This is a genomic window from Bacillus sp. THAF10, assembly GCF_009363695.1.
Taxonomy (GTDB): Bacteria; Bacillota; Bacilli; order Bacillales; family Bacillaceae_I; genus Sutcliffiella_A.
This window is the reverse complement of sequence record NZ_CP045403.1, coordinates 2,548,459-2,571,238: the sequence shown is the minus strand read 5'-3', so window position 1 is coordinate 2,571,238 and position 22,780 is coordinate 2,548,459. Positions and strand designations below refer to the sequence as shown.

The 22,780-nt window shown below is 39.3% G+C and carries 23 protein-coding genes; 21 read left to right on the top strand and 2 right to left on the bottom strand.

Going from position 1 to position 22,780, the window contains the following annotated elements:
• The first annotated feature begins 3 nt into the window (after positions 1-3).
• From spoIIIAE to spo0A, 18 genes are all read left to right on the top strand, one after another.
• Complete coding sequence (spoIIIAE, locus tag FIU87_RS13490; protein WP_152446571.1) at positions 4-1,176, top strand: stage III sporulation protein AE; 1,173 nt, start codon at positions 4-6, stop codon at positions 1,174-1,176.
• Positions 1,177-1,194: 18 nt separating this feature from the next.
• Positions 1,195-1,812: a stage III sporulation protein AF gene (gene spoIIIAF, locus FIU87_RS13485; protein WP_253905591.1), complete on the top strand. Its 618-nt coding sequence runs from the start codon at positions 1,195-1,197 to the stop codon at positions 1,810-1,812.
• 6 nt (positions 1,813-1,818) lie between these two features.
• Positions 1,819-2,484 (top strand): stage III sporulation protein AG, encoded by a 666-nt coding sequence (spoIIIAG, locus tag FIU87_RS13480; RefSeq protein ID WP_172971060.1) that lies wholly within the window; start codon positions 1,819-1,821, stop codon positions 2,482-2,484.
• Positions 2,485-2,487: 3 nt separating this feature from the next.
• Positions 2,488-3,117, top strand: coding sequence for a SpoIIIAH-like family protein (locus FIU87_RS13475; protein WP_152445068.1), 630 nt, complete (start codon positions 2,488-2,490; stop codon positions 3,115-3,117).
• Between the two features lie 365 nt (positions 3,118-3,482).
• Complete coding sequence (gene accB / locus FIU87_RS13470) at positions 3,483-3,989, top strand: acetyl-CoA carboxylase biotin carboxyl carrier protein (protein ID WP_152446569.1); 507 nt, start codon at positions 3,483-3,485, stop codon at positions 3,987-3,989.
• Positions 3,990-4,005: 16 nt separating this feature from the next.
• Complete coding sequence (gene accC, locus FIU87_RS13465; protein ID WP_152446568.1) at positions 4,006-5,358, top strand: acetyl-CoA carboxylase biotin carboxylase subunit; 1,353 nt, start codon at positions 4,006-4,008, stop codon at positions 5,356-5,358.
• A 20-nt stretch (positions 5,359-5,378) separates the two neighbouring features.
• Positions 5,379-5,783 (top strand): Asp23/Gls24 family envelope stress response protein, encoded by a 405-nt coding sequence (locus tag FIU87_RS13460; RefSeq protein WP_152445067.1) that lies wholly within the window; start codon positions 5,379-5,381, stop codon positions 5,781-5,783.
• A 341-nt stretch (positions 5,784-6,124) separates the two neighbouring features.
• Positions 6,125-6,520, top strand: coding sequence for a transcription antitermination factor NusB (nusB, locus tag FIU87_RS13455; RefSeq protein ID WP_152445066.1), 396 nt, complete (start codon positions 6,125-6,127; stop codon positions 6,518-6,520).
• 26 nt (positions 6,521-6,546) lie between these two features.
• The gene (gene folD, locus FIU87_RS13450) at positions 6,547-7,419 is read left to right on the top strand and encodes a bifunctional methylenetetrahydrofolate dehydrogenase/methenyltetrahydrofolate cyclohydrolase FolD (protein WP_152445065.1); all 873 of its coding nucleotides are present in this window, start codon (positions 6,547-6,549) and stop codon (positions 7,417-7,419) included.
• A 99-nt stretch (positions 7,420-7,518) separates the two neighbouring features.
• Positions 7,519-8,862 (top strand): exodeoxyribonuclease VII large subunit, encoded by a 1,344-nt coding sequence (gene xseA / locus FIU87_RS13445; protein ID WP_152445064.1) that lies wholly within the window; start codon positions 7,519-7,521, stop codon positions 8,860-8,862.
• A 4-nt stretch (positions 8,863-8,866) separates the two neighbouring features.
• The gene (locus tag FIU87_RS13440; protein ID WP_152445063.1) at positions 8,867-9,103 is read left to right on the top strand and encodes an exodeoxyribonuclease VII small subunit; all 237 of its coding nucleotides are present in this window, start codon (positions 8,867-8,869) and stop codon (positions 9,101-9,103) included.
• Positions 9,104-9,130: 27 nt separating this feature from the next.
• On the top strand, positions 9,131-9,997 hold the full coding sequence (locus FIU87_RS13435) for a polyprenyl synthetase family protein (protein WP_152446567.1): 867 nt from the start codon (positions 9,131-9,133) through the stop codon (positions 9,995-9,997).
• 99 nt (positions 9,998-10,096) lie between these two features.
• Positions 10,097-11,989 carry a 1-deoxy-D-xylulose-5-phosphate synthase gene (gene dxs, locus FIU87_RS13430; protein WP_152445062.1) on the top strand — a complete coding sequence of 631 codons (1,893 nt, stop codon included), beginning with the start codon at positions 10,097-10,099 and terminating at the stop codon, positions 11,987-11,989.
• A gap of 6 nt (positions 11,990-11,995) precedes the next feature.
• Positions 11,996-12,832, top strand: coding sequence for a TlyA family RNA methyltransferase (locus FIU87_RS13425; protein WP_152445061.1), 837 nt, complete (start codon positions 11,996-11,998; stop codon positions 12,830-12,832).
• Positions 12,833-13,224: 392 nt separating this feature from the next.
• A complete protein-coding gene (gene argR / locus FIU87_RS13420) occupies positions 13,225-13,674 on the top strand; it encodes a transcriptional regulator AhrC/ArgR (protein ID WP_152445060.1) in 450 nt (149 codons plus the stop codon).
• Between the two features lie 21 nt (positions 13,675-13,695).
• Complete coding sequence (recN, locus tag FIU87_RS13415; protein ID WP_152445059.1) at positions 13,696-15,402, top strand: DNA repair protein RecN; 1,707 nt, start codon at positions 13,696-13,698, stop codon at positions 15,400-15,402.
• 174 nt (positions 15,403-15,576) lie between these two features.
• Positions 15,577-16,869, top strand: a complete 1,293-nt coding sequence (gene spoIVB / locus FIU87_RS13410) for a SpoIVB peptidase (protein ID WP_152445058.1) — start codon at positions 15,577-15,579, stop codon at positions 16,867-16,869.
• A gap of 342 nt (positions 16,870-17,211) precedes the next feature.
• Entirely contained in the window at positions 17,212-18,006 is a 795-nt protein-coding gene (gene spo0A, locus FIU87_RS13405; RefSeq protein WP_152445057.1) for a sporulation transcription factor Spo0A, read from the top strand.
• A 68-nt stretch (positions 18,007-18,074) separates the two neighbouring features.
• Here the strand turns inward: spo0A and FIU87_RS13400 are convergent, their stop codons facing one another.
• Positions 18,075-18,227, bottom strand: a complete 153-nt coding sequence (locus FIU87_RS13400) for a YycC family protein (protein WP_152445056.1) — start codon at positions 18,225-18,227, stop codon at positions 18,075-18,077.
• Positions 18,228-18,329: 102 nt separating this feature from the next.
• Here FIU87_RS13400 and FIU87_RS13395 point away from each other — a divergent pair, with 102 nt between their 5' ends.
• Positions 18,330-19,064, top strand: coding sequence for a glycerophosphodiester phosphodiesterase (locus tag FIU87_RS13395; RefSeq protein ID WP_152445055.1), 735 nt, complete (start codon positions 18,330-18,332; stop codon positions 19,062-19,064).
• Positions 19,065-19,247: 183 nt separating this feature from the next.
• Here FIU87_RS13395 and FIU87_RS13390 read toward each other — a convergent pair whose 3' ends face one another.
• Complete coding sequence (locus tag FIU87_RS13390) at positions 19,248-19,481, bottom strand: DUF2627 domain-containing protein (RefSeq protein WP_152445054.1); 234 nt, start codon at positions 19,479-19,481, stop codon at positions 19,248-19,250.
• Between the two features lie 173 nt (positions 19,482-19,654).
• Here FIU87_RS13390 and FIU87_RS13385 point away from each other — a divergent pair, with 173 nt between their 5' ends.
• Together FIU87_RS13385 and yqiS are read left to right on the top strand one after the other, a co-directional pair.
• A complete protein-coding gene (locus tag FIU87_RS13385; RefSeq protein ID WP_152445053.1) occupies positions 19,655-21,712 on the top strand; it encodes a sigma 54-interacting transcriptional regulator in 2,058 nt (685 codons plus the stop codon).
• 133 nt (positions 21,713-21,845) lie between these two features.
• The gene (gene yqiS / locus FIU87_RS13380) at positions 21,846-22,745 is read left to right on the top strand and encodes a phosphate butyryltransferase (protein ID WP_152445052.1); all 900 of its coding nucleotides are present in this window, start codon (positions 21,846-21,848) and stop codon (positions 22,743-22,745) included.
• Positions 22,746-22,780 lie beyond the last annotated feature (35 nt).

Genomic DNA, 22,780 nt, shown 5'->3' with positions numbered 1-22,780 from the left:
TTGATGAAATATGTTTATGTAATAGTTGTAGCCATCATCCTTCTACTTTTCCTTCCACTTGAAGTGGTACAAGCCTCTCCCTCGTCACCATCAGAGCTAGTTACAGACCAAATGGAAGAGATAGATGTACAAGACATCAAGCTTTATTGGGAAGAAGTAATGAAAGAGTATGGTGGGTTTCTACCTGAGAGTCAAAAAGGATCCTTCATGGAATTTGTAAAAGGGGACAAGTCCTTCTCTTTAAAGGAATGGTCAAAAGGGTTAATAAAATATATCTTTCATGAACTTCTCGCCAATGGAAAGCTTCTAGGAAGTCTTATTCTTCTAACAATCTTCAGTATGTTTCTGCAAAACTTACAAAACGCATTTGAACAAAAAACCGTTAGTAAAGTTGCCTATGCGGTTGTTTTCATGGTCCTCATCATCATCGCCTTGAACAGCTTTCATATCGTCATCTCCTACACGCAAGATGCTATCACGGCCATGACTGGATTTATTATCGCTCTCGTTCCGCTCTTGATTGCACTAATTGCATCATCTGGTGGTCTGGTCTCAGCTGCATTCTTTCATCCAATCATTCTTTTTTTAATGAATACATGTGGACTTCTCATTCAATATGTTGTCCTGCCCTTATTGTTTCTCGCTGCTATCTTGAGCATTGTTAGTACATTAAGCGAGCAATATAAAGTAACAAAGCTTGCTCAGCTATTACGGAATGTAAGCATCGGGATTTTAGGAATCTACTTGACGATTTTTCTAGGTGTTATTTCTGTACAAGGAGCAACAGCTGCAGTCGCTGATGGAATCGCCATACGAACAGCAAAGTTCGTAACCGGAAATTTCATCCCTGTCATTGGGAGGATGTTTACCGATGCTACAGACACCGTTATTACGGCTTCGCTACTATTAAAAAACACCGTCGGGATACTTGGGGTCACAATCTTAATTCTTCTTGCTGCCTTTCCAGCCATGAAAATTTTAGCTATAGCGATTATATATAAGCTAGCAGCAGCATTGTTGCAGCCCCTAGGTGGAGGACCAGTCATCTCATGCCTTGATATTATCGGAAAAAGTATCATCTACATTTTCGCAGCCCTAGCCATTGTCTCTTTTATGTTTTTCTTAACAATAACCGTCATCGTTGCTGCTGGTAATATTACCATGATGGTCAGGTAGGGGGGAACGAAATTGGATATGTTAACAGAATGGATCACCAGTATTATCCTATTTATACTTCTTGCCACCGTAGTGGAAATGCTTCTACCAAACTCGGCAATGCAAAAATATACAAAGCTCGTGATTGGATTACTATTAATTGTTGTTGTCTTATCCCCAATCTTAAAGCTTTTCTCTACCGATATAGATGAACTTTTTGCAAAAATGGCTACCATGCCCTCTTACTCCTCGGAAGAAATTACAGAAAATTTAATAGAAATGAAGAAAAAAGAAATACAAGCCTCACATGCTGCATACATTTTAGATAGGTGGGCTGTCCTAATGAAAGACGATGTGGAGGGGGAGTTGAGGGAGACCTATGGTTTAAGTGTGAAGAACCTAAATATTGTAGTGAAAAACGAAGAACAATTAACAACCATGCCATTGGAAGAAAACATAGAATCTGTTGAGATTCTACTAGGAGCGCCTGACGAAGAGACAGCCATTTCTGTCATAAAACCTGTTCATATTGACACCTCCAGACCTGACGAAGCAGCTTCTTCCACAAAGGAAGAAAAAAAAGTAGTAAACTTCCTAGCAGATCGCTGGCACTTACAACCAACAACTATTTCAGTAGCAGTGGAAGGGGGGGATTAGTACAAGGTGGAAAAGAAAAATCAAGACTTTCTAACATGGTTAAAAAACTTATTATCTCAGTCTTCAGTAAAAAAAGGAAAATACCCATATATGTTGGTCATTCTATCCATAGGCGTAGGGTTAATGCTATTTAGTACTTTATTTTTTGGGGATGATCGTGCAGATGCACCAGATGATGGGATATTGCCAGCTATGAAGCAAGAGGAAACAAATGACGAAACTGTGTTTGGACATACCGACGATGCCAACGCACCTACTACTATCTCTGATTATGAGGCGCACTTTGAAAATCAACTCAAAGATGCACTTGAAGCAATCATAGGGGTTAACGATGTTTCCGTAGTTGTTAACGTGGATGCTTCCGCACAAAAGGTGTTTCAAAGAAATACCACAACCACGGAACAAACAACCACTGAAACGGACACCAACGGAGGAAAACGGGATGTCACGGACACCTCTAAAAACGAACAAGTACTCGTAATCAGAAAAAATGAACAAGAAATCCCGGTTGTGTCAGAAACAAAGAAACCAGTCATCCGAGGAGTTCTGATAGTAGCAAAGGGCGCTGAAAATATACATGTAAAACAAATGATCCAGGAAGCAGTTACCAGAGTGCTAGATGTTCCTCAGCACAAGGTGGCTATCCTTCCGAAAAAATCCGAGGGGGAATAAACGATGTTACTTAAAAAACAAACCGTTTGGTTACTAACCATGCTGAGTCTAGTATTTGTTTTGTCAGCCTACTACTTTATTGGGGATCAAAAAGCCAATGACCAAATGGCAACCAATCCAGCTGATAACGAAGCTGTTGAAAATCAAGATGGTGGTGACGGCGAAGATGCACAAGCTGGTGCAGTTGGTGAAGAGGGTGAGGAAGGAGCAGAGGGTACGGATGGGGATGATAGTGCTGTTGTAAAATACATCTCTACAGATGAAACCTTTGCAGAAATGCGTTATGAACTTGAAAACCTTCGTAGTGAGCATCGTCAAAACTTAAAAGATATTATGGCAAGCACAGATTTGCCAGCAGAAGAAATTTCTAAGGCAGCGGACCAATACAATGAGCTTGCACAAATTCAGGAAAAAGAGCTTATACTGGAATCTACAATCCGTACACGTGAGGACGTAGAAGATGCTCTAGTCCGTGTGACTGATGGGAAAATCCGTGTAACAGTGAAACCTAAAGGTGAGCATACGGTGCAAATGGCAAATGAAATTCATCACCTCATTCGTAAGGAATTCTCCAATGTTAGAAACGAAAATATCGCCTTTGAATTTAGTAATCCAGCAGATACTGGAGAATAAGCAAAATACACTAGCTTCCCCTAGAGTGGGGAAGCTTTTTTATACTTTGTTAATGAAGAATGTTGCTAGTTGTTGATTGTAGCAGGTGGCGGAGAATATTCTCGGGATGGAAGCCACTTGTGACCGAGAAGGCTTACAAATCTCCTCGCGGACACGGAGCCAGATTTGCAGAAATCAGCAACGATGTTTAACATTGCTTTTTATAAAGAAGTATTTTTAGCACCAGATAATAAAAGCTATTACTATTTTTGAAGTTGAATTTCTTTAGGTTGTATCGTATGATGAATATGAACTATTTTGTTAAAATGTACATAACAAATGGAAGAAAGACAACAAATGAAAAAGAGCCGAGGAGTGAAGGAAAGATGTTGAAGATTCAAGAAATCAGAGAAATAATAAAGTTGATTGACCAATCCAATATAGATGAGTTCACCTACGAGAACGAGGGCGCAAAAATTAAACTAAAGAAACATGATGTGCAAACTGTTGTAAACGCTCAACCTGTTGCTGTTGCGCCACAAACAGCACCTGCAGCACAGCCACAAGCTCAGGCTGCTGCACCTGCTCCACAAGCAGCGCCACAAGAGGAAGCAAAACCAACAGCCGAAGCACCAAAACAAGATGATGCCAATTTACATAAAATTACCTCTCCAATGGTAGGTACGTTTTATTCTTCTCCTTCCCCAGATGCAGATGTTTATGTGAAAACTGGGGACAAGGTTTCTGAGAATAGCGTTGTGTGTATTGTAGAAGCCATGAAGCTGTTCAATGAAATTGAAGCAGAAGTAAAGGGTGAAATTGTAGAGGTATTGGCTGAAAATGGCCAGTTGGTTGAATATGGTCAACCTTTATTCCTTGTAAAAACAGTATAAGGAGGGGGAGACAATGATGATAAAAAAATTATTGATTGCAAACAGAGGAGAAATCGCCGTACGAATCATTCGTGCGTGTAAAGAATTAAATATTGAGACAGTTGCCATCTATTCAGAAGCGGACAAAGAATCTCTTCATGTCCAGCTAGCAGATGAGGCATATTGCGTTGGTCCAAAAGCTTCTAAGGATAGCTACTTAAACTTTACCAATGTAATCAGTGTCGCTAAATTAACAGGTTCAGATGCCATTCACCCTGGGTATGGGTTTTTAGCAGAGAACTCCGATTTTGCAGAGCTTTGCAGAGAGTGCAATATTACGTTTGTTGGTCCAAGCCCAGAGGCGATTAGTAAAATGGGAACAAAAGATGTAGCAAGAGAGACGATGCGTCTGGCAAATGTTCCGATTGTTCCTGGTTCACAAGGAATCATCGAAAATATTGCTGATGGAGTTTCCATTGCAAATGATATCGGCTATCCTGTCATCATTAAAGCAACTGCAGGTGGTGGCGGAAAAGGAATTCGTGTGGCAAGAGATGAAGCAGAACTGAAAAAAGGCATCTCCATTACGCAGCAGGAGGCATCCACAGCATTCGGTAATCCTGGCGTGTACCTTGAGAAGTTTATTGAAGATTTTCGCCACGTAGAAATTCAAGTCCTAGCAGACAGCCACGGCAATACGATTCACCTTGGAGAGCGTGATTGCTCCATCCAGCGACGTCTGCAAAAACTCGTAGAAGAAACTCCATCGCCGGTTCTGGATGAAGAAACCCGTGCGAAAATGGGAGATGCAGCAGTAAAAGCAGCTGAGGCGGTAGACTATACTGGTGCAGGTACGATAGAATTTATTTATGACTATGTGAATAAGAAATTCTACTTCATGGAAATGAATACCCGAATTCAAGTGGAGCACCCGGTTACCGAAATGGTAACAGGGGTCGATCTCATTAAAGAGCAGATTAAGGTAGCATCAGGTGAAAGATTGTCTCTTCGCCAAGAAGATGTAGTCTTTAACGGCTGGTCCATCGAGTGTCGTATTAATGCAGAGAATCCGGAAAAGAACTTTATGCCTTCACCAGGTAAAATCGAAATGTACCTTCCTCCAGGTGGACTAGGAGTGCGTGTGGATTCAGCAGTGTACCCTGGGTATAGCATTCCTCCTTATTATGATTCGATGGTTGCTAAGCTCATTACGTATGGAGCGACACGGGAAGAGGCAGTTTTACGAATGAGACGTGCATTAAGTGAATTTATTATAGAAGGAGTTCATACAACGATTCCTTTCCATCTGAAACTAATGGATCACGAGAAGTTTAAAGATGGAGATTTCAATACGAAATTTCTTGAAAAATATGATGTCATGAATTCCTAAATTAAAAGGAGGACAATTGAATGAGTGAGAGAAACTTATTAGAAATGGAAAATAACAATTCTCTTGGAAAAGTAGAAATTGCTCCAGAAGTAATTGAAGTAATTGCAGGTATTGCTGCATCTGAAGTAGATGGTGTCTCGCAAATGCGTGGAAACTTTGCAGCAGGTGTTGCAGAAAGACTTGGTAAAAAGAATCACGGCAAAGGTGTAAAAGTGGACCTTTCCGAAGAAGGAATAAAAGTAGATGTGTTCTGCGTAATGCAATTTGGGATTTCCATTCCAACTGTTGCTCAAAAAGTCCAGGATAATATCCGTCAGGCTCTACTGAACATGACTGCTTTAGAAGTAGCAGAAGTGAATATTCATGTGGTTGGCGTTCAATTTGAAACGCAAAAAAATGAAGTGGAAGTTGAACAAGAGGTTTAATTACAGGATCTCTGTCGTTTTGTAGGCACTCTTATGCAAAGGGTGCCTGCTTTTTTTTGTCAACAAGAAATAGTGAAATAGCCTTGTTTTCCTTGCTCATAAGAGGTAAAATTTAATTCGCTTTGTGTTAGAATAAGTGTCAATTTTCTAGGCAATGATGAGGTTATATCATAAGCGTTTGCTCCCCTATAGCAAATAAAAACGCTTAAATCCGAACGTTTATATACAAATTCATTATTTTGTTTGTTTTTAGATGAAAAAACAATGAAAAATGATGTGTTTTTTGAAAAAAATGTGCTATTATCATTTATATTAGGATAGCACGATAAGGAGACCGGAAAATGAAACGTAGTAAAGCAAGGGAAAAAGCACTTCAGGCAATTTTTCAAATGGACCTTAGTGATATTCCGCCAGAAGAAGCAATGGCAAACGTACTAGAAGAGAATGAACAAGTAGATGAATTTCTAAAGAGCATTGTCATCGGTACAAAAGAACATGCAGAAGAAATTGATTCTACATTGAAAAGTCACCTGGAAAAATGGTCGCTCGAGCGTTTAGGCACGGTCGATCGCACTATTTTGCGAATGGCTACATATGAGATGATCTATGTAGAAGAAATTCCAGTGAATGTGACTATGAATGAAGCAATCGAGCTAGCAAAAACATTTGGTGATGATAAATCAAGTGGTTTTATCAATGCAGTACTTTCGAAGGTGAAGGAACGCTTAGAAAAATAGTCACTTACATGAAGGGGGAGCTTAGTATGTCAGCAGTGATTGTATCAGGAAAAGAACTTGCAATGGAAAAAAGAACGATGATTAAAAACGAGGTTCAAAAACTACAGGCTGAAAAAAGCATTCAACCAAGCTTGGCGGTAATTTTAGTTGGAGAAGATCCTGCCTCGCAGTCCTATGTTCGAGCCAAAGAAAGAGCTTGTGAGGAAGCAGGTATTAGAAGCATTTTAGAAAAACATCCTAGCTCGATTTCTCAAGAAGAATTACTAGATAGAATTTCGTATTTTAACCAGGACGATTCCGTTCATGGAATTTTAGTGCAGCTTCCTCTCCCTGAGCACATTGATGAGCTGGCAGTCATAGAGCATATCTCTCCCTTAAAGGATGTAGATGGTTTTCATCCCGTAAATGTAGGGAAAATGATGATTGATCAAAAAGCTTTCTTACCTTGTACTCCATATGGAATTGTAGAGATGATAAAGTCCCTCCAAGTTTCCATTTCAAGCAAACATGTCGTTGTTATCGGTCGTAGTAATATTGTTGGAAAGCCTGTTGGTCAACTTCTTTTAAAAGAAGATGCAACCGTTACTTATTGTCATTCGCGTACAAAAGACTTAGCTTCCATAACAAAACAAGCAGATATTCTTATTGCAGCCGTTGGACGCCCTAAATTTATCGGACCTGAATATGTAAAATCAGGTGCCATTGTAATTGATGTTGGGGTAAACAGACTTGAAACTGGAAAACTTTGTGGCGATGTTGACTTTGAGCAAGTTGTGGAAAAGGCTAGCTATATTACTCCAGTACCAGGTGGTGTTGGTCCCATGACAATCACCATGCTCCTTCAAAACACGTTGGAATCTGCCCAAAAGGATGCAAGTGAAAGCAAGACGTTTTCTTAATAATATGGTATGTTTAAAGATGGAGGGAACATTTGGTTCTTCCATCTTTTTTCGCATAAACAAAAATGCGATCTAATTCCTTAAAAAGGAGCCGCAAAAATGAGTGAGCGCAGATACTTAACTGTTACTGCATTAACTAAATACATAAAAAGAAAATTTGATGTGGATCCACATTTGCAGGATGTTTGGCTAAAAGGAGAAATCTCCAACTTTAAACAGCATAGCCGCGGACATATGTATTTTACCTTAAAGGATCAAAATGCCCGTTTGCAGGTGGTAATGTTCGCAGGCAACAATAAAAATCTTGCTTTTAAACCACAGGAAGGGATGAAAGTTCTTGTCCGTGGTGAGATTACCGTATATGAAGCAAATGGATCCTATCAAATGTACATAAAAGAAATGCAGCCGGATGGTGTAGGAAGTCTATTTCTAGCCTATGAAGAGCTCAAAAAAAAGCTCTCTCAAGAAGGGTTGTTTTCACCAGAACATAAAAAAGCTTTGCCTAAATATCCTCGTGCAGTTGGTATCGTCACTTCACCAACTGGAGCGGCGGTAAGGGATATCATCACGACCTTAAAACGGCGTTATCCTCTCACAAAAATATATGTTATTCCTGCCTTGGTTCAAGGGGTGAATGCAGCACCATCGATTGTGAAAGCCATTCAGCTCGCTCACACCAAAAGCGACATAGATGTGTTAATTGTTGGGCGAGGAGGTGGTTCCATCGAGGAGCTATGGGCATTTAACGAGGAAATCGTCGCAAGAGAGATTTTTGCTTCCACGTTACCGATCATCTCCGCTGTTGGTCACGAAACAGACTTCACAATTGCTGATTTTGTGGCTGATATGCGTGCGCCAACACCAACTGCAGCAGCAGAGCTAGCTGTGCCACATATAAATGAATTGATGGAGCGGCTTTCTGATCGTAAGTTTCGTTTGCACCGGGCATCCAATAAATTGATGCAGCAATTAAAGGATAGGCTCACTACACTTCAGAAATCTTACGCCTTTCGGTATCCAAAAAATTTATATGCGCAAAAGCAGCAAGATCTTGATAGGAAAATAGATCACTTAGAAGCTGCCATGAAGAGAATGGTGGAGAAGAAGCACGTAAAATTGGATCAGATTTCTGGCCTTTTAGTACGTAACCACCCGAAAAAGCAATGGGAAACAGAAAAGGCTTCTCTTGAACAGCATACCAAGTTACTAACAAAACTAATGAAGCAGGCTCTACAGCAAAAGCAGTGGCAGTTTCAAAACAAGTTGACAAAAATAGATGGCTTAAGCCCGCTTAAAATTATGAATCGTGGATATAGTTTGGCATATAAAGAAGATGGCACCATCATTAAGCATGTAGAACAGGCCAAAAAAGGGGAAGCGATTCAGGTTCACCTTCAAAACGGTCAATTACATTGTGAGATTCAGGATATAAAGGAGCGATAAAATAATGAGTGAGAAAAAGGAACGAACATTTGAAGATGCAATGCAGGAGCTTGAAACAATCGTAGAAAAATTAGAAGAAGGAGATGTGCCATTAGAAGAAGCCATTTCCTATTACAAAGAAGGCATGAAGCTTTCGAAGCTATGTCATGATAAACTAACGACCGTTGAAAAAGAAATGGAGCATATTTTAAAAGAAAATGGTGAGCTAGAAACCTTCCAGGTGCAAGAGGAGGAAATGTAGTTGTTGCAGACAGATTTTCAAACCTTCATGAAAGAGAAAAAAACGATCGTTGAGGATGCATTGTTTTCTTATATGGAAAAGATAAACGCACCTAAAACGTTAATTGAGGCAATGAATTATTCTTTAAAAGCAGGAGGAAAACGATTGCGTCCTCTGCTTGTTTTAGCAACGCTTCACTCTTTTGGAAAAAGAGAGAGTCTAGGAATTCCTGTTGCTTGTGCGATTGAAATGATTCATACGTATTCGCTTATCCATGATGATCTGCCAAGTATGGATGATGATGATTTTAGACGTGGAAAACCAACCAATCACAAAGTGTTTGGTGAGGCAATGGCTATTTTATCTGGAGACGCGCTTCTTACTTACAGTTTTGACGTCATAACGGATCTATTAAACGAAGGTGTAGAAGTGATAAAAGTTATAACGCTATCAAGAGAGCTTGCAAAGGCAGCAGGACCAGTTGGAATGGTTGGTGGGCAAGTAGCAGATATGGAAGGAGAAGGGAAGCAGCTATCACTCCATGAGCTTGAGTACATACACCGCAACAAGACAGGAGAATTGCTAAAGTATAGTGTAGTTGCTGGAGCCATTTTAGCAGATGCATCAGAAACGGACATTGCCAAAATGGAGCTGTTTGCAGAACACGTAGGTTTAGCCTTTCAAATCCGAGATGACATTTTAGATATAGAAGGGGATGCAGAGAAAATCGGTAAACCGATAGGATCGGATACAGCTAATGAGAAAGTAACCTATCCATCTTTATTGACGATAGAAGGTGCCAAAGAAAAACTCGATTTCCACATTACTGAGGCGAAGAGGATACTATTAGAGGTAGAGCTTGAATCGGATTTGCTTGAACAACTATGCGATTTAATTGGAAATAGAGATCATTAGCCCTCGAAAAACCGAGCGAAAATTGAGCATGAAAAGCATTTGTGTTATGATATGTGTTACAAAATAAGCGAAACTAGCAAGGAAAGAGAGTGATCCCTTTTGGATCTAACAAAAATTGAAAGTCCGCAGTTTCTAAAGAAGATGTCTATTTCTGAATTAGAAAGCTTAAGTGAAGATATTCGACGTTTTTTAATTGAACAGCTCTCCACTTCAGGTGGGCATATTGGGCCAAATCTTGGTGTTGTGGAACTAACCGTTGCCCTACATAAAGTATTTGATAGCCCTAAGGATAAATTTTTATGGGATGTTGGGCATCAGGCCTATGTACATAAAATCCTTACAGGACGAGCCTGTGAGTTTGATTCTTTACGTAAATATAAAGGGCTCTGTGGATTTCCGAAAAGAAACGAAAGTGAGCATGATGTCTGGGAAACAGGACATAGCTCGACTTCTCTTTCCGGTGCAATGGGAATGGCTGCTGCACGTGATATTAAAGGAACAGATGACTTTGTGATTCCTATTATCGGTGATGGTGCTCTTACCGGTGGAATGGCTCTAGAAGCGCTCAATCATATCGGCCATGAAAAGAAAGACATGATTGTCATCTTAAATGACAATGAAATGTCTATTGCTCCAAATGTTGGCGCATTGCACAGCGCATTAGGAAGAATGCGAACCGCCGGTAAGTATAATTGGGTTAAAGATGAGTTAGAAGTGCTACTAAAGAAAATTCCAGCTGTAGGCGGAAAATTAGCCTCAACGGCAGAAAGAATTAAGGATAGCTTAAAGTACCTTGTCGTCTCCGGAATGTTTTTTGAGGAGCTAGGATTTACTTATTTAGGACCGATTGATGGGCATAATTATCAAGAATTAATTGATAACTTGAAATATGCGAAAAAAACCGAGGGCCCAGTGCTCATTCATGTTATTACGAAAAAAGGGAAAGGCTATAAGCCAGCTGAGCTTGACACTATCGGCACCTGGCATGGTACAGGTCCCTATAAAATCGAAACTGGAGACTTCCTAAAGCCAGTTGGTGGCCCGCCGGCTTGGAGCAGTGTTATCAGTGAAACCGTTCGCAAGCTTGCTCGTGAAGATGAGCGAATTGTTGCGATTACACCAGCAATGCCAGTTGGTTCAAAGCTTGAGGATTTTGCAAAAGAATTCCCAGATCGTATGTTTGATGTTGGGATTGCCGAACAGCATGCCGTGACAATGGCAGCTGGTCTTGCAACACAAGAAATGAAGCCGTTCTTAGCCATTTACTCTACATTTTTACAAAGAGGATATGATCAGGTTGTCCATGATGTTTGCCGTCAGAACCTAAATGTCTTTTTCGGCATTGACCGTTCTGGTCTTGTTGGTGAGGATGGTGAAACACATCAGGGAGTGTTTGATATTGCCTTTTTACGTCATCTTCCAAACATGGTCTTAATGATGCCTAAGGATGAAAATGAAGGACAGCATATGGTTAATACCGCGTTAAAGTATAATGAGGGTCCTATTGCGCTACGTTTTCCTAGAGGAAATGGACTGGGAGTGAAGATGGATGATGAGCTGAAGGAAATACCAATTGGCTCATGGGAAGTACTTCATGAAGGAACAGATGCTGTCATTCTAACGTTTGGAACAACCGTTGGAATGTCTCTAGAAGCTGCTGCACTCTTAAAAAAAGAAAACGTCAATGTCAAAGTAGTCAATGCGCGATTTATCAAACCATTAGACGAGGCTATGCTTCATGACTTGTTTAAGTCAGGCGTTCCTTTTGTTACAGTGGAAGAAGCAGTGCTGCAAGGCGGCTTTGGAAGTGCTGTAGTGGAATTTGCTAGTGATCATGGTTATATCAATCGCGTAGTACGAATGGGAATCCCTGATCGTTTCATTGAACATGGAAGTGTAAAAGAGCTTTTAAATGAAATCGACTTAACAAAAGAGAAAATCGTTGAAAATGTCAAAAGTTTAACAACTAGAAGAAAGCAAAAAAGGGCTTAATACAATATGGCTAAAAAAGAAAGATTAGATGTGCTCCTCGTGGAGAGGGGACTTGTGGAAACAAGAGAAAAAGCAAAGCGATCCATTATGGCAGGGTTGGTCTATTCCAATGAACAGCGCTTAGATAAGCCTGGTGAAAAAGTTGCCATGGATGCTCCTCTTACAGTAAAAGGAAACCTTATTCCGTATGTAAGTCGCGGTGGTTTAAAGCTAGAAAAAGCCTTAAAGGTATTTGATTTACATGTAAAGGATAAAATTATCATTGATATCGGTGCTTCCACAGGTGGTTTTACTGATTGTGCCCTTCAAAATGGTGCTAAACTTAGTTATGCATTGGATGTTGGCTATAACCAATTAGCTTGGAAGCTAAGGCAGGATGAAAGGGTAGAAGTAATGGAACGAACGAATTTTCGTTACGTCACTCCTGTGGACCTAACGAAAGGCATGCCTGAGTTTGCAACAATAGATGTATCGTTCATCTCGTTAAAATTAATTCTACCCGTATTAAAAACCTTACTAGTTCCAACAAGTGATGTAGTTGCATTAGTAAAACCGCAATTTGAAGCAGGAAGAGATCAGGTTGGGAAAAAGGGCATTGTTCGTGATCCCAAAACACATCAGGCTGTTATGGAAGGTATAATTCAATTTTGCCTAAAGCAAGGTTATGATGTAATGGATGCTTCTTTTTCACCGATAACAGGGGGAGAAGGAAATATAGAATTCTTGCTTCACCTACAATGGAATACAAAAGAACATGAAGAAGGTCAAGATTATCTAAAGATGTCCATCCCTGATATAATTGCAGATGCTCATCAACAACTTAAGTCGGAAAAAGGGGAATAACTATTTTAATGGTTGTTCCTTTTTTCGATTGTTTTCTTGACAATTATTATGTGGCAACTTTTCTTCGGTTAATGACTGGAAAAAGTCTTATAGCCAGCTTTTTCTTAGGTTTTTAGCAACAATCTTTTAGAAAAGAGCTTACATAAAAGAAGACAGCATTCGTTTTAATGGTATACTATATTTTGGAATGTTTGTGTGAGTAGAATGTTGATATCGAGTAGTTTCTAGCTGTAGATTGGAGCAAAATTCGTAGAATGAAGCGGCAATCTGAGACCAACGAGGGCAAATACCCGAGCAGGCTAAAAGTTTTTCCGCGGAAAGCTTAGCCTTTATCGAAATCAACTGCGATGTTACTTTTTGAATTTGGAATAGACAAGTTAAGGGGTGCCAACATGACCAAGGGGCAAAGACATATTAAAATACGAGAACTAATAACAAATAGTGAAATTGAAACACAGGATGAACTAGTAGACCGCCTTAAAAGCCTTGGATTTAATGTGACACAGGCAACAGTATCAAGAGACATCAAAGAGCTTCATCTTGTTAAGGTACCATTATTAGACGGAAGATATAAATATAGCCTACCAGCAGATCAACGCTTTAATCCCCTACAAAAATTAAAGCGGTCACTCATGGATGCATTTGTGAAAATCGACGTTGCTGGACATATGATTGTCATGAAGACGATGCCGGGGAATGCGAATGCTATTGGAGTTTTGATTGATAATCTCGATTGGCCGGAGATCCTTGGAACCATCTGCGGTGATGACACATGCTTGATCATTTGCCGTACACCTGAAGAAGCAGTGGGCTTATCTGACCGTTTTATCAATATGTTATAAACCACTTGAGGACGTGATGAAATGATTGCTGAATTGACAATCAAAAATTTTGCTATTATAGAATCTCTCTCTATATCCTTTGAAAAAGGTTTAACCGTATTAACGGGTGAAACAGGAGCTGGGAAATCCATTATCATTGATGCGATTCACTTACTTGCGGGCGGGCGAGGTTCTCATGAATATGTCCGCTTTGGTGAAAAAAGAGCAGAACTGGAAGGTTTATTCCTTTTGGAAGATGAGAGTCATCCAGCCTATCATGTTTGCGGGGAACTTGGCATTGATATAGATGACAGCATGGTTGTGCTACGAAGAGAAATTCATGCGAGTGGAAAAAGCGTTTGCCGAGTCAACGGAAAGCTTGTTACCATCGCTTTATTACGAGAAGTGGGACAAACCCTTGTTGATATTCATGGGCAGCATGAGCACCAAGAGTTAATGGATGCTGATCTACATCTGCCTCTTTTAGATCAATATGGAGGGAAAAGTGTCCAAAAGGAACTTCAATCCTATTCAGAAGTATACGATACATATAAAGATGTGGAAAAACGTCTGCTTGAGCTGACGGATAATGAGCAAAAAATGGCTCACCGCCTTGACCTGTTGCAATTTCAAGCAGAAGAAATAAACAAGGCGGAGCTTAATATAAATGAAGAAGAGGAACTACTTGCAGAACGAAAGAAAATTAGTAACTATGAACGCTTATACCAGTCATTAAACAACTGCTACCATGCACTTCGTGGGGAGCAAAAGGGCCTGGATTGGGTCGGTCAAGCTATGTCTGAATCAGAGGGTTTAGAGGAAATTGATTCCGAGTTAAAGGATATTAACGAGGTGATTTCCAATGCCTTTTATCAATTAGAAGAGCTTTCCTACAAAATTAGAGATGATATAGACCAGCTTGAATATGATCCTAACCGTCTTGACTTTATCGAGAGCAGGCTTAACGAAATTAAACAGCTGAAACGAAAGTATGGAAGTACCGTTGCTGAAGTGTTGGAGTATGGTGCAAAAATTGAGGAAGAGCTCGAAACCTTACAAAACAGAGATTCTCATATCCATCAGCTTCAACAATCGCTACATTCTCTAAAGGAAGACCTTTTATTAGAAGCAAAAACACTAACAGATGCTCGTAGGAAAGCTGCGCAGAAACTGATGAAAAGCATCCATAAAGAGCTTAAGGATTTGTATTTAGAAAAAGCTATTTTTGATGTTAATATCGAAAGTCGTATCAATAAAAGTACAGATGAATTTTCATTTTCAAAAAATGGAGTAGACGTCGTGGAGTTTTACTTAACAACCAACCCAGGGGAACCATTAAAGCCAATGGCAAAGGTGGCTTCAGGTGGAGAATTATCGCGAATCATGCTTGCGATCAAAAGCATCTTTTCCAAGCATCAGGGTGTTACCTCGATTATTTTTGATGAAGTGGATACAGGGGTTAGTGGTCGTGTGGCCCAAGCTATTGCAGAAAAGATTTATCAGGTTTCAGTGGATTCCCAAGTTCTTTGTATTTCCCATCTTCCGCAGGTCGCTGCCATGTCTGATACACATTTGTTTATCAGCAAGGAAGTATCTGGTGAAAGAACAAAAACTAAGGTTAGTGAATTAAATAAAGATGAAAAAATCAGCGAAATTGGCCGCATGATATCTGGAGTGGAAATTACCTCCCTAACAAAAGAACATGCACGTGAGCTTCTAGAAATCGCTGGAAGCATCAAACAGCCTTGAAACCGTTGCACCTAAGTGCAGCGGTTTTTTACTGTTTTGCGCTATACCTAACATAACTATCCATAAAGGGTACTTTTTTTATTGATCAAGGTGTTATAAATGTGGCCTGACAAGGCAAAATTATATAATGTAGCCATGAATGGTGTGGGATAGGAGCGAGGAGAGTGAAAAAGTTTGAGAGAAGATATTATTAGAAAAATTGTTGGTGTATTTCTCCTTGTTTCAGTCATGGTATTATGTGTAAGTCAACCATTTAAAGAGTATGTCCAAATCCCAAACAATTTAACGATGTTTGAAGGACAAGGATTACATTTCCAGTCATCCATTCCGGTGACTGCAAAGATGAATAGCGAAGCTTCTGTTACACCCCTAAGTATCCAAACAGCAGACAAAACAATCGGGTTCAACGGGAAACAGGCCGGTGAAGGTAACGTTGTTTTAGAACTCGCAGGAATTCCAGTCAAACAAGTAAATGTTGATGTCATCCCAAAATACTATGTATACCCAGGTGGGCAATCCATCGGTGTAAAACTTAATACGTTAGGTGTTCTTGTTGTAGGGCACCATCAAGTGGATACGGAAAAAGGCAAGAAATCTCCTGGCGAAATTGCAGGAATTCAAGTTGGTGACATTATCACAAAAATCAACGGTAAGAGTATCGAACAAATGAGCGACGTTGCTCCCTTTGTTCAAGAATCAGGAAAAACAGGAAAGCCGTTAGACGTGGTCATTACCCGTGAAAATCAATCCATTAAGACAAAACTTATCCCATTAAAAGATAAGCAGGAAAGTTCCTTTAGAATAGGCCTTTATATTAGGGATTCTGCTGCAGGAATTGGAACAATGACGTTTTATGATCCCATAACCATGAAATACGGTGCACTTGGCCATGTAATTTCAGATATGGATACGAAAAAACCAATTATTGTTCAGGATGGTCAAATTGTTCGTTCCACTGTCACATCGATTGATAAAGGAAGTAACGGTGTACCGGGTGAAAAACTTGCAAGATTCTCTAAAGACCGTACAGCAATTGGTGACATTTCTAGAAATAGCCCATTTGGGATATTCGGTACCCTTCATAACGATATACAAAATGGAATATTGGATAAAAAGCTTCCAATTGCCCTTTCTTCTGAAGTAAAAGAAGGTCCAGCTAAAATATTTACCGTTGTGGAAGGGGACAAAGTAGAAGAATTTGATGTGGAAGTAGTAAGTAGCATTCCACAAAAGTTCCCTGCTACAAAAGGAATGGTAATTAAAATCACCGATCCTAAACTTTTAGATAAAACAGGTGGGATTGTGCAAGGGATGAGTGGAAGTCCAATAATTCAAAATGGAAAAGTGATTGGAGCAGTCACCCATGTTTTTGTTAACGATCCAACAAGTGGATATGGTGTCCATATTGAATGGATGTTAAATGAAGCGGGTATTGATATTTATAAAAAAGAAAAGAAAGTGAGCTGAAATTCTAAGCTCGCTTTTTTTTGTGGAGTGCGTTATGATAGATTAATAAAGATTTTTCGACAAAAACACCATAATATGTAATTATATGCGGATTAAGTCGAAAAACGAAGGAATCTGGAGAAAAATAAAGATTTTATAATATTTTTTAGGTTTTTTCAATTTTTTAAAGGAAATGTTATTGCATTGTCGAATTAAACATTTAGAATAAAATTTAAGGGGTATTTGGCTGTATTTTTCGCAAAGCTGGAACCTTGTTTTTTAACAACATGGTTTTTATTGTCAGCAAAGCATATATAGCTAGGAAATGAAAGAAAGTATAGGGACTGAGGAGGATACAAGTAAATGAAAATTAAAGTATGTATTGTGGATGACAATCGTGAATTAGTAGGTCTTTTAGAAGAGTATATTTCAGCACAAGAGGACATGGAAGTGGTAGGGATTGCTCATAACGGTCAAGAGTGTCTTCAGTTGCTCCAAGATAAGAGTCCTGATGTATTAGTGCTTGATATTATCATGCCTCATTTAGATGGATTAGGTGTGTTGGAAAAAATGCGCTCCCTAAATTTAGATAAGTCACCAAATGTTATCATGTTAACAGCTTTCGGTCAGGAAGATGTTACGAAAAAAGCAGTAGATCTTGGTGCTTCTTATTTTATCTTAAAGCCTTTCGATATGGAGAATCTTGTGAGCAACATCCGTCAAGTTAGCGGAAAGTCTTCTCCTATTTTGAAGAGAACTGGTGCATCTTCATCCATCCGTTCGTCCGGCTCAGAGTCTAAAGGGAAAAACCTAGACGCGAACATCACGAGCATTATTCATGAAATTGGAGTTCCTGCTCATATTAAAGGTTATCTATACTTACGAGAAGCCATTTCAATGGTATATAACGATATTGAGCTACTCGGTTCCATTACGAAAGTTCTTTATCCGGATATTGCGAAGAAATACAATACCACTGCAAGCAGAGTCGAGCGTGCCATTCGACATGCTATAGAAGTAGCCTGGTCACGTGGAAATATTGATAGCATTTCTTCTCTCTTTGGATACACGGTTTCTATGTCTAAGGCAAAACCGACAAATTCAGAATTCATTGCGATGGTTGCTGATAAACTGCGCTTAGAGCATAGAGCTTCTTGAGATAGTAAGAATTAAAGGAGAATTAAAAACCCAACATGTTCTTCGCATGTTGGGTTTCCCTATTGCTGTTACTTATTTTTATCTTTTGCCTCTTGACGTTCTATTTCCACTAGCTTTTGAACAAGAATATGTTGAGGTAAGTGCATTACTTGCTCTAAAGGGATATCCAGAGCTTTCGCAAGCCTTTGTGCAGTTTCTGCAGAGATTTGAAGTGGTCGCATTCCTTTCACCTCACTTACAATAATCGATTTTACTAAAATATACGTAACTTGACAATTTTTTCTGACTTGCTATATCTTAATGGTTAAAAAGAGGGTGATGTAATGACAAAAATATTTGGACATCGTGGAGCTGCTGGTACACATCCTGAAAATACGATGCTTAGTTTTCAGCAAGCATTTATTGATGGTGCTGATGGAATTGAGTTAGATGTACAGCTTTCAAAGGATGGAGTACCTGTTGTAATTCATGATGAAAAAGTAAATCGAACCACAGATGGAAAAGGCTTCGTAAAGGATCTCACCTTAAAGGAGCTTCAAGCATTAAATGCCGTTCACAAGTTTAAAAAACAGTTTGAACATGCCCAAATACCCACTCTTGAAGAAGTGTTAGAATGGGCTGCTCGCAAACAAACATTGGTCAACATCGAATTGAAAAATGGTATCGTTCCTTATCCAGGTCTAGAAGAAAAAGTCTTGGATTTGATTGAAAAATATCAAGTTGAACACCTTATTATATTTTCTAGCTTTAATCATTTTAGTATTGCTCGCTTACATACTCTTGCACCTTCCATTGAAAAGGCAGTGTTATATATGGAGGGAATTTTTAAGCCATGGGAATATACGAAATGGGTAGGAGCAAATGGGATTCATCCTCATATTAAGGCAGCACCTTCTAATGTGATAAAGCAAGCCTTAGAAAATAATGTGAAGGTTCGGCCGTTTACAGTGAATGATGAAAAAACAATGAAGCGGCTTTTTCAAGAAAGAATATCGGGCTTTTTCACTGACTACCCTCGAAGAGCTGTTCAACTAAAAAATAGTTTAAAAATCAATTGAAAAGGATTTACCTCATGTAACGAAATAACATGGAACCAGTTGGGTAATATGCAACTAATTTCAAGGATAAATATTTAAACAAGGTGTAAGTAGTTCCCCTAGCGAGTGAAGAAGTTGAGGAGATAAATATAAAAAAGCTTGGGTATTTTGCACCCAAGCTTTTTTGTTTGCAGTTTTTTTCATTTATTTTTGAAATCGTTTTTGAACTTTGCTTTGTTTTTTGTCACGGTAAAAGATAAAACCAGCTACAAACCAAAGACCCACTAAGAAGAAGATTAATCCAATCAAAAATTGGAGGGTTAAACTTGGAATGAGTGGGTGAGGGATATTAAAAACCATATCTCTCATCAGCTTGATACCGTAAACGGCAATGATTCCTGGAATTAATAATATAATTAACGCTATTAATCGCTGCATACCTGTATATCCTCACTTTCGACACGTTCGCTTACATTATAGCAGAAATTGTCTTGCAAGACAGAGGAAAAACATTTAAGATAAAAGTGTGCAAGAAATTTCACACCTTTACGTGAACACTGTGAATTTTCTTTCAATTCGAATGAACTTGAAAAAAGATAAAGGGGTTTATTATGCAGTCGGTATTAGTGGTTGGTGCTGGTAAAGGTGGTTCTGCGCTTTTAAAAATGTTAACGCATTCTGGGATGTTTAACCTTTTGGCGGTAGTAGATATTAATGACCGTGCGCCAGGGTTAGAGATGGCTCAAGGAATGGGGATAAAAACCGGAAAAGATTGGAAGGATTTTTTATCTGAAAAAATCGATATCATTATCGAAGCAACCGGTTCAGAAGAAGTATTTCGGGAAATTCGAGATAGAAAAGCTAAAAAAACCGTACTCGTTCCAGGAACAGTTGCACACATCACGGCAACGCTAGTAGAAGAAAAGGAAGAGTTAATTTCGAAAATGAAATATGAATCCCATAAACGGGATTTGATTTTTAATTTACTGCATGATGGTTTAATGGTTATAGACCAATCTGGCAAAGTGATTATCTATAACAAAAGTGCAGAAAAAATTGTTGGTATTAAAAAAGAACGAATGCTTGGAAAACACATTTTAGAGAATGTCCCAACAAGCAGACTACTAGATGTGATACATAGTAAGAAAGTGGAAAAGAACAAAGAAATGCTCCTTGAAAACGGAAAGAAAATCATCACCACAAGGTCTCCGCTTGTTGATGAAGATGGTAAGGTATTTGGGGCCTTTGCGATATTTAAGGATATTACAGAGGTGATGCATTTAGCTGAAGAAGTAACGAATTTAAAGGGAATTCAAACCATGCTTCAAGCGATTATTCAGTCCTCTGAGGAAGCGATTTCTGTCGTTGATGAGCATGGTCGGGGATTGATGATAAACCCTGCGTATTCTAAACTCACTGGACTAGAAGAGAACCAAGTGATTGGAAAACCTGCTACAACAGATATTTCAGAGGGCGACAGCATGCATATGAAGGTGTTGGAGACAAGACGAGCTGTTCGGGGAGTAAATTTGAAGGTTGGTCCAGCCAAAAAAGAGGTTATCGTAAATGTGGCACCAATCATTGTGGACGGTAAGCTTAAGGGCAGTGTTGGGGTCATTCATGATGTTTCTGAAATACAAACACTGACGAACGAACTCGACAGGGCAAGGCAGATTATTAGAACCTTAGAAGCAAAATATTCTTTTGAAGATATCATCGGCTCCTCTGAAGAAATGAGCTTGGCGATTGAACAAGCAAAGCTCGGTGCGAAAACGCCCGCTACCGTATTATTGAGAGGAGAATCGGGCACAGGTAAAGAACTGTTTGCTCACGCTATCCATAATGGTAGTGATCGGAAATACAACAAATTTATTCGTGTGAATTGTGCTGCACTCTCTGAAAACTTGCTTGAAAGTGAGTTGTTTGGTTATGAAGAAGGCGCGTTTTCTGGAGCGAAAAGAGGCGGAAAAAAAGGGCTTTTTGAAGAGGCGAATAACGGAAGTATTTTTCTTGATGAAATAGGAGAATTATCTGCCAACACACAAGCGAAACTACTAAGGGTGTTACAGGAACATGAAATTATCCGCGTGGGTGGCACGAAAGCCATCACGGTCAATGTAAGAGTGATTGCTGCAACCAATGTGAATCTAGAAAAAGGTATAGCAAAGGGTTCTTTTCGTGAAGATCTCTACTATCGATTAAACCGCATGCCAATCCATATTCCCCCTTTACGAAAAAGAAAAGAGGATATTGAGGCAATCAGTGAGCATCTTTTACGGAAAATCAATCAGGATTACGGAAGAAATGTGGAAGGATTAACTCCTAGGGCTATCAATCATTTAGCAACTTATGATTGGCCGGGGAATGTAAGAGAGCTCGAAAATGTTCTAGGAAGAGCAGTAATATTCATGAACTTTAATGAAGTCTTTATTGATGTGGATCATATTCCTGATTTAGCTGGACCCAATGGTGAAAGACGAAATCAAGAATCAACAGAGTTTGTTTCCAGTGAGTTAACACTTGCGGAAATGCTAGAGGGATACGAAGCGAAAATAATTAATAAAACATTGAAGAAGAATAAAGGAAACAAAACAAAAACTGCAAAAGAACTCGGAGTATCCATCAGGAATTTATATTACAAGATGGAAAAGTTCTCGATTGAACAATAATGCGTGCAACATGTTTCATTATATGAAAGATATTGCATAGTTGTACTCCTGTAATAAAGCGTTTTCACTGGATTTTGTGTTGGCACACTTCTTGCATAAAGAAACTTGAGTGAAGAAAGGAAGGGTTGAGAAGATGAAGCTAGAGGAATTAATCACCAAAGCAACCCAGCTTACCTCGAAGGTTGTAGCCATTGCGGCAGCGGAGGATGAAGAGGTTATTGAAGCAGTATCTCATGCCCTAAACAAACAACTTGCATCATTTATATTGTTTGGGAATGAGGAAAAAATAAAATCACTTTTAACGCAACATAACATCGACTCATCGCACACTGCTCTACAAATAGTTTCAGTAGATGGAGCGAAAAAAGCATCAGAATTAGCCGTAAAGGCCGTTTCTAGTGGGGAAGCAGGTGTTCTTATGAAAGGCAATGTTCCTACTGCGACTATATTAAAAGAAGTATTAAATAAGGAATATGGCTTGCGTACTGGAAGTGTCCTTTCACATGTTGCTGCATTTGAAGTTCCTGACTATGACCAATTAATTTTTGTAACGGATGCAGCCATGAATGTTGCGCCTGATTTAAATCAAAAGGTGCAAATTGTTCAAAACTCTGTACAGGTTGCACGTGCACTTGGGATTGAGATGCCAAAGGTTGCCCCACTCGCTGCAGTGGAAGTGGTGAATCCTACCATGCAGGCGACAGTGGATGCAGCGTTACTTACCCAGATGAACAACCGTGGTCAAATTAAGGATTGTATAGTAGATGGACCTTTGGCGCTAGATAATGCAGTCTCTGCCCTAGCTGCAGAACATAAAGGAATTAAGAGTGAAGTAGCAGGACAAGCTGATATTCTATTTGTACCAACCATTGAAGTTGGGAATGTTCTCTATAAATCACTAATCTATTTTGCAAAAGCAAAGGTTGGCGCTATCATCGCCGGCGCAAAAGCACCAATTGTGTTAACATCCAGAGCGGATTCTGCAGAGAGTAAACTCTACTCATTAGCTCTAGCAGTATGCTCTGTAAAATAATTTTAAAATTTTTTATAACTTGGGGAGGAATTTAC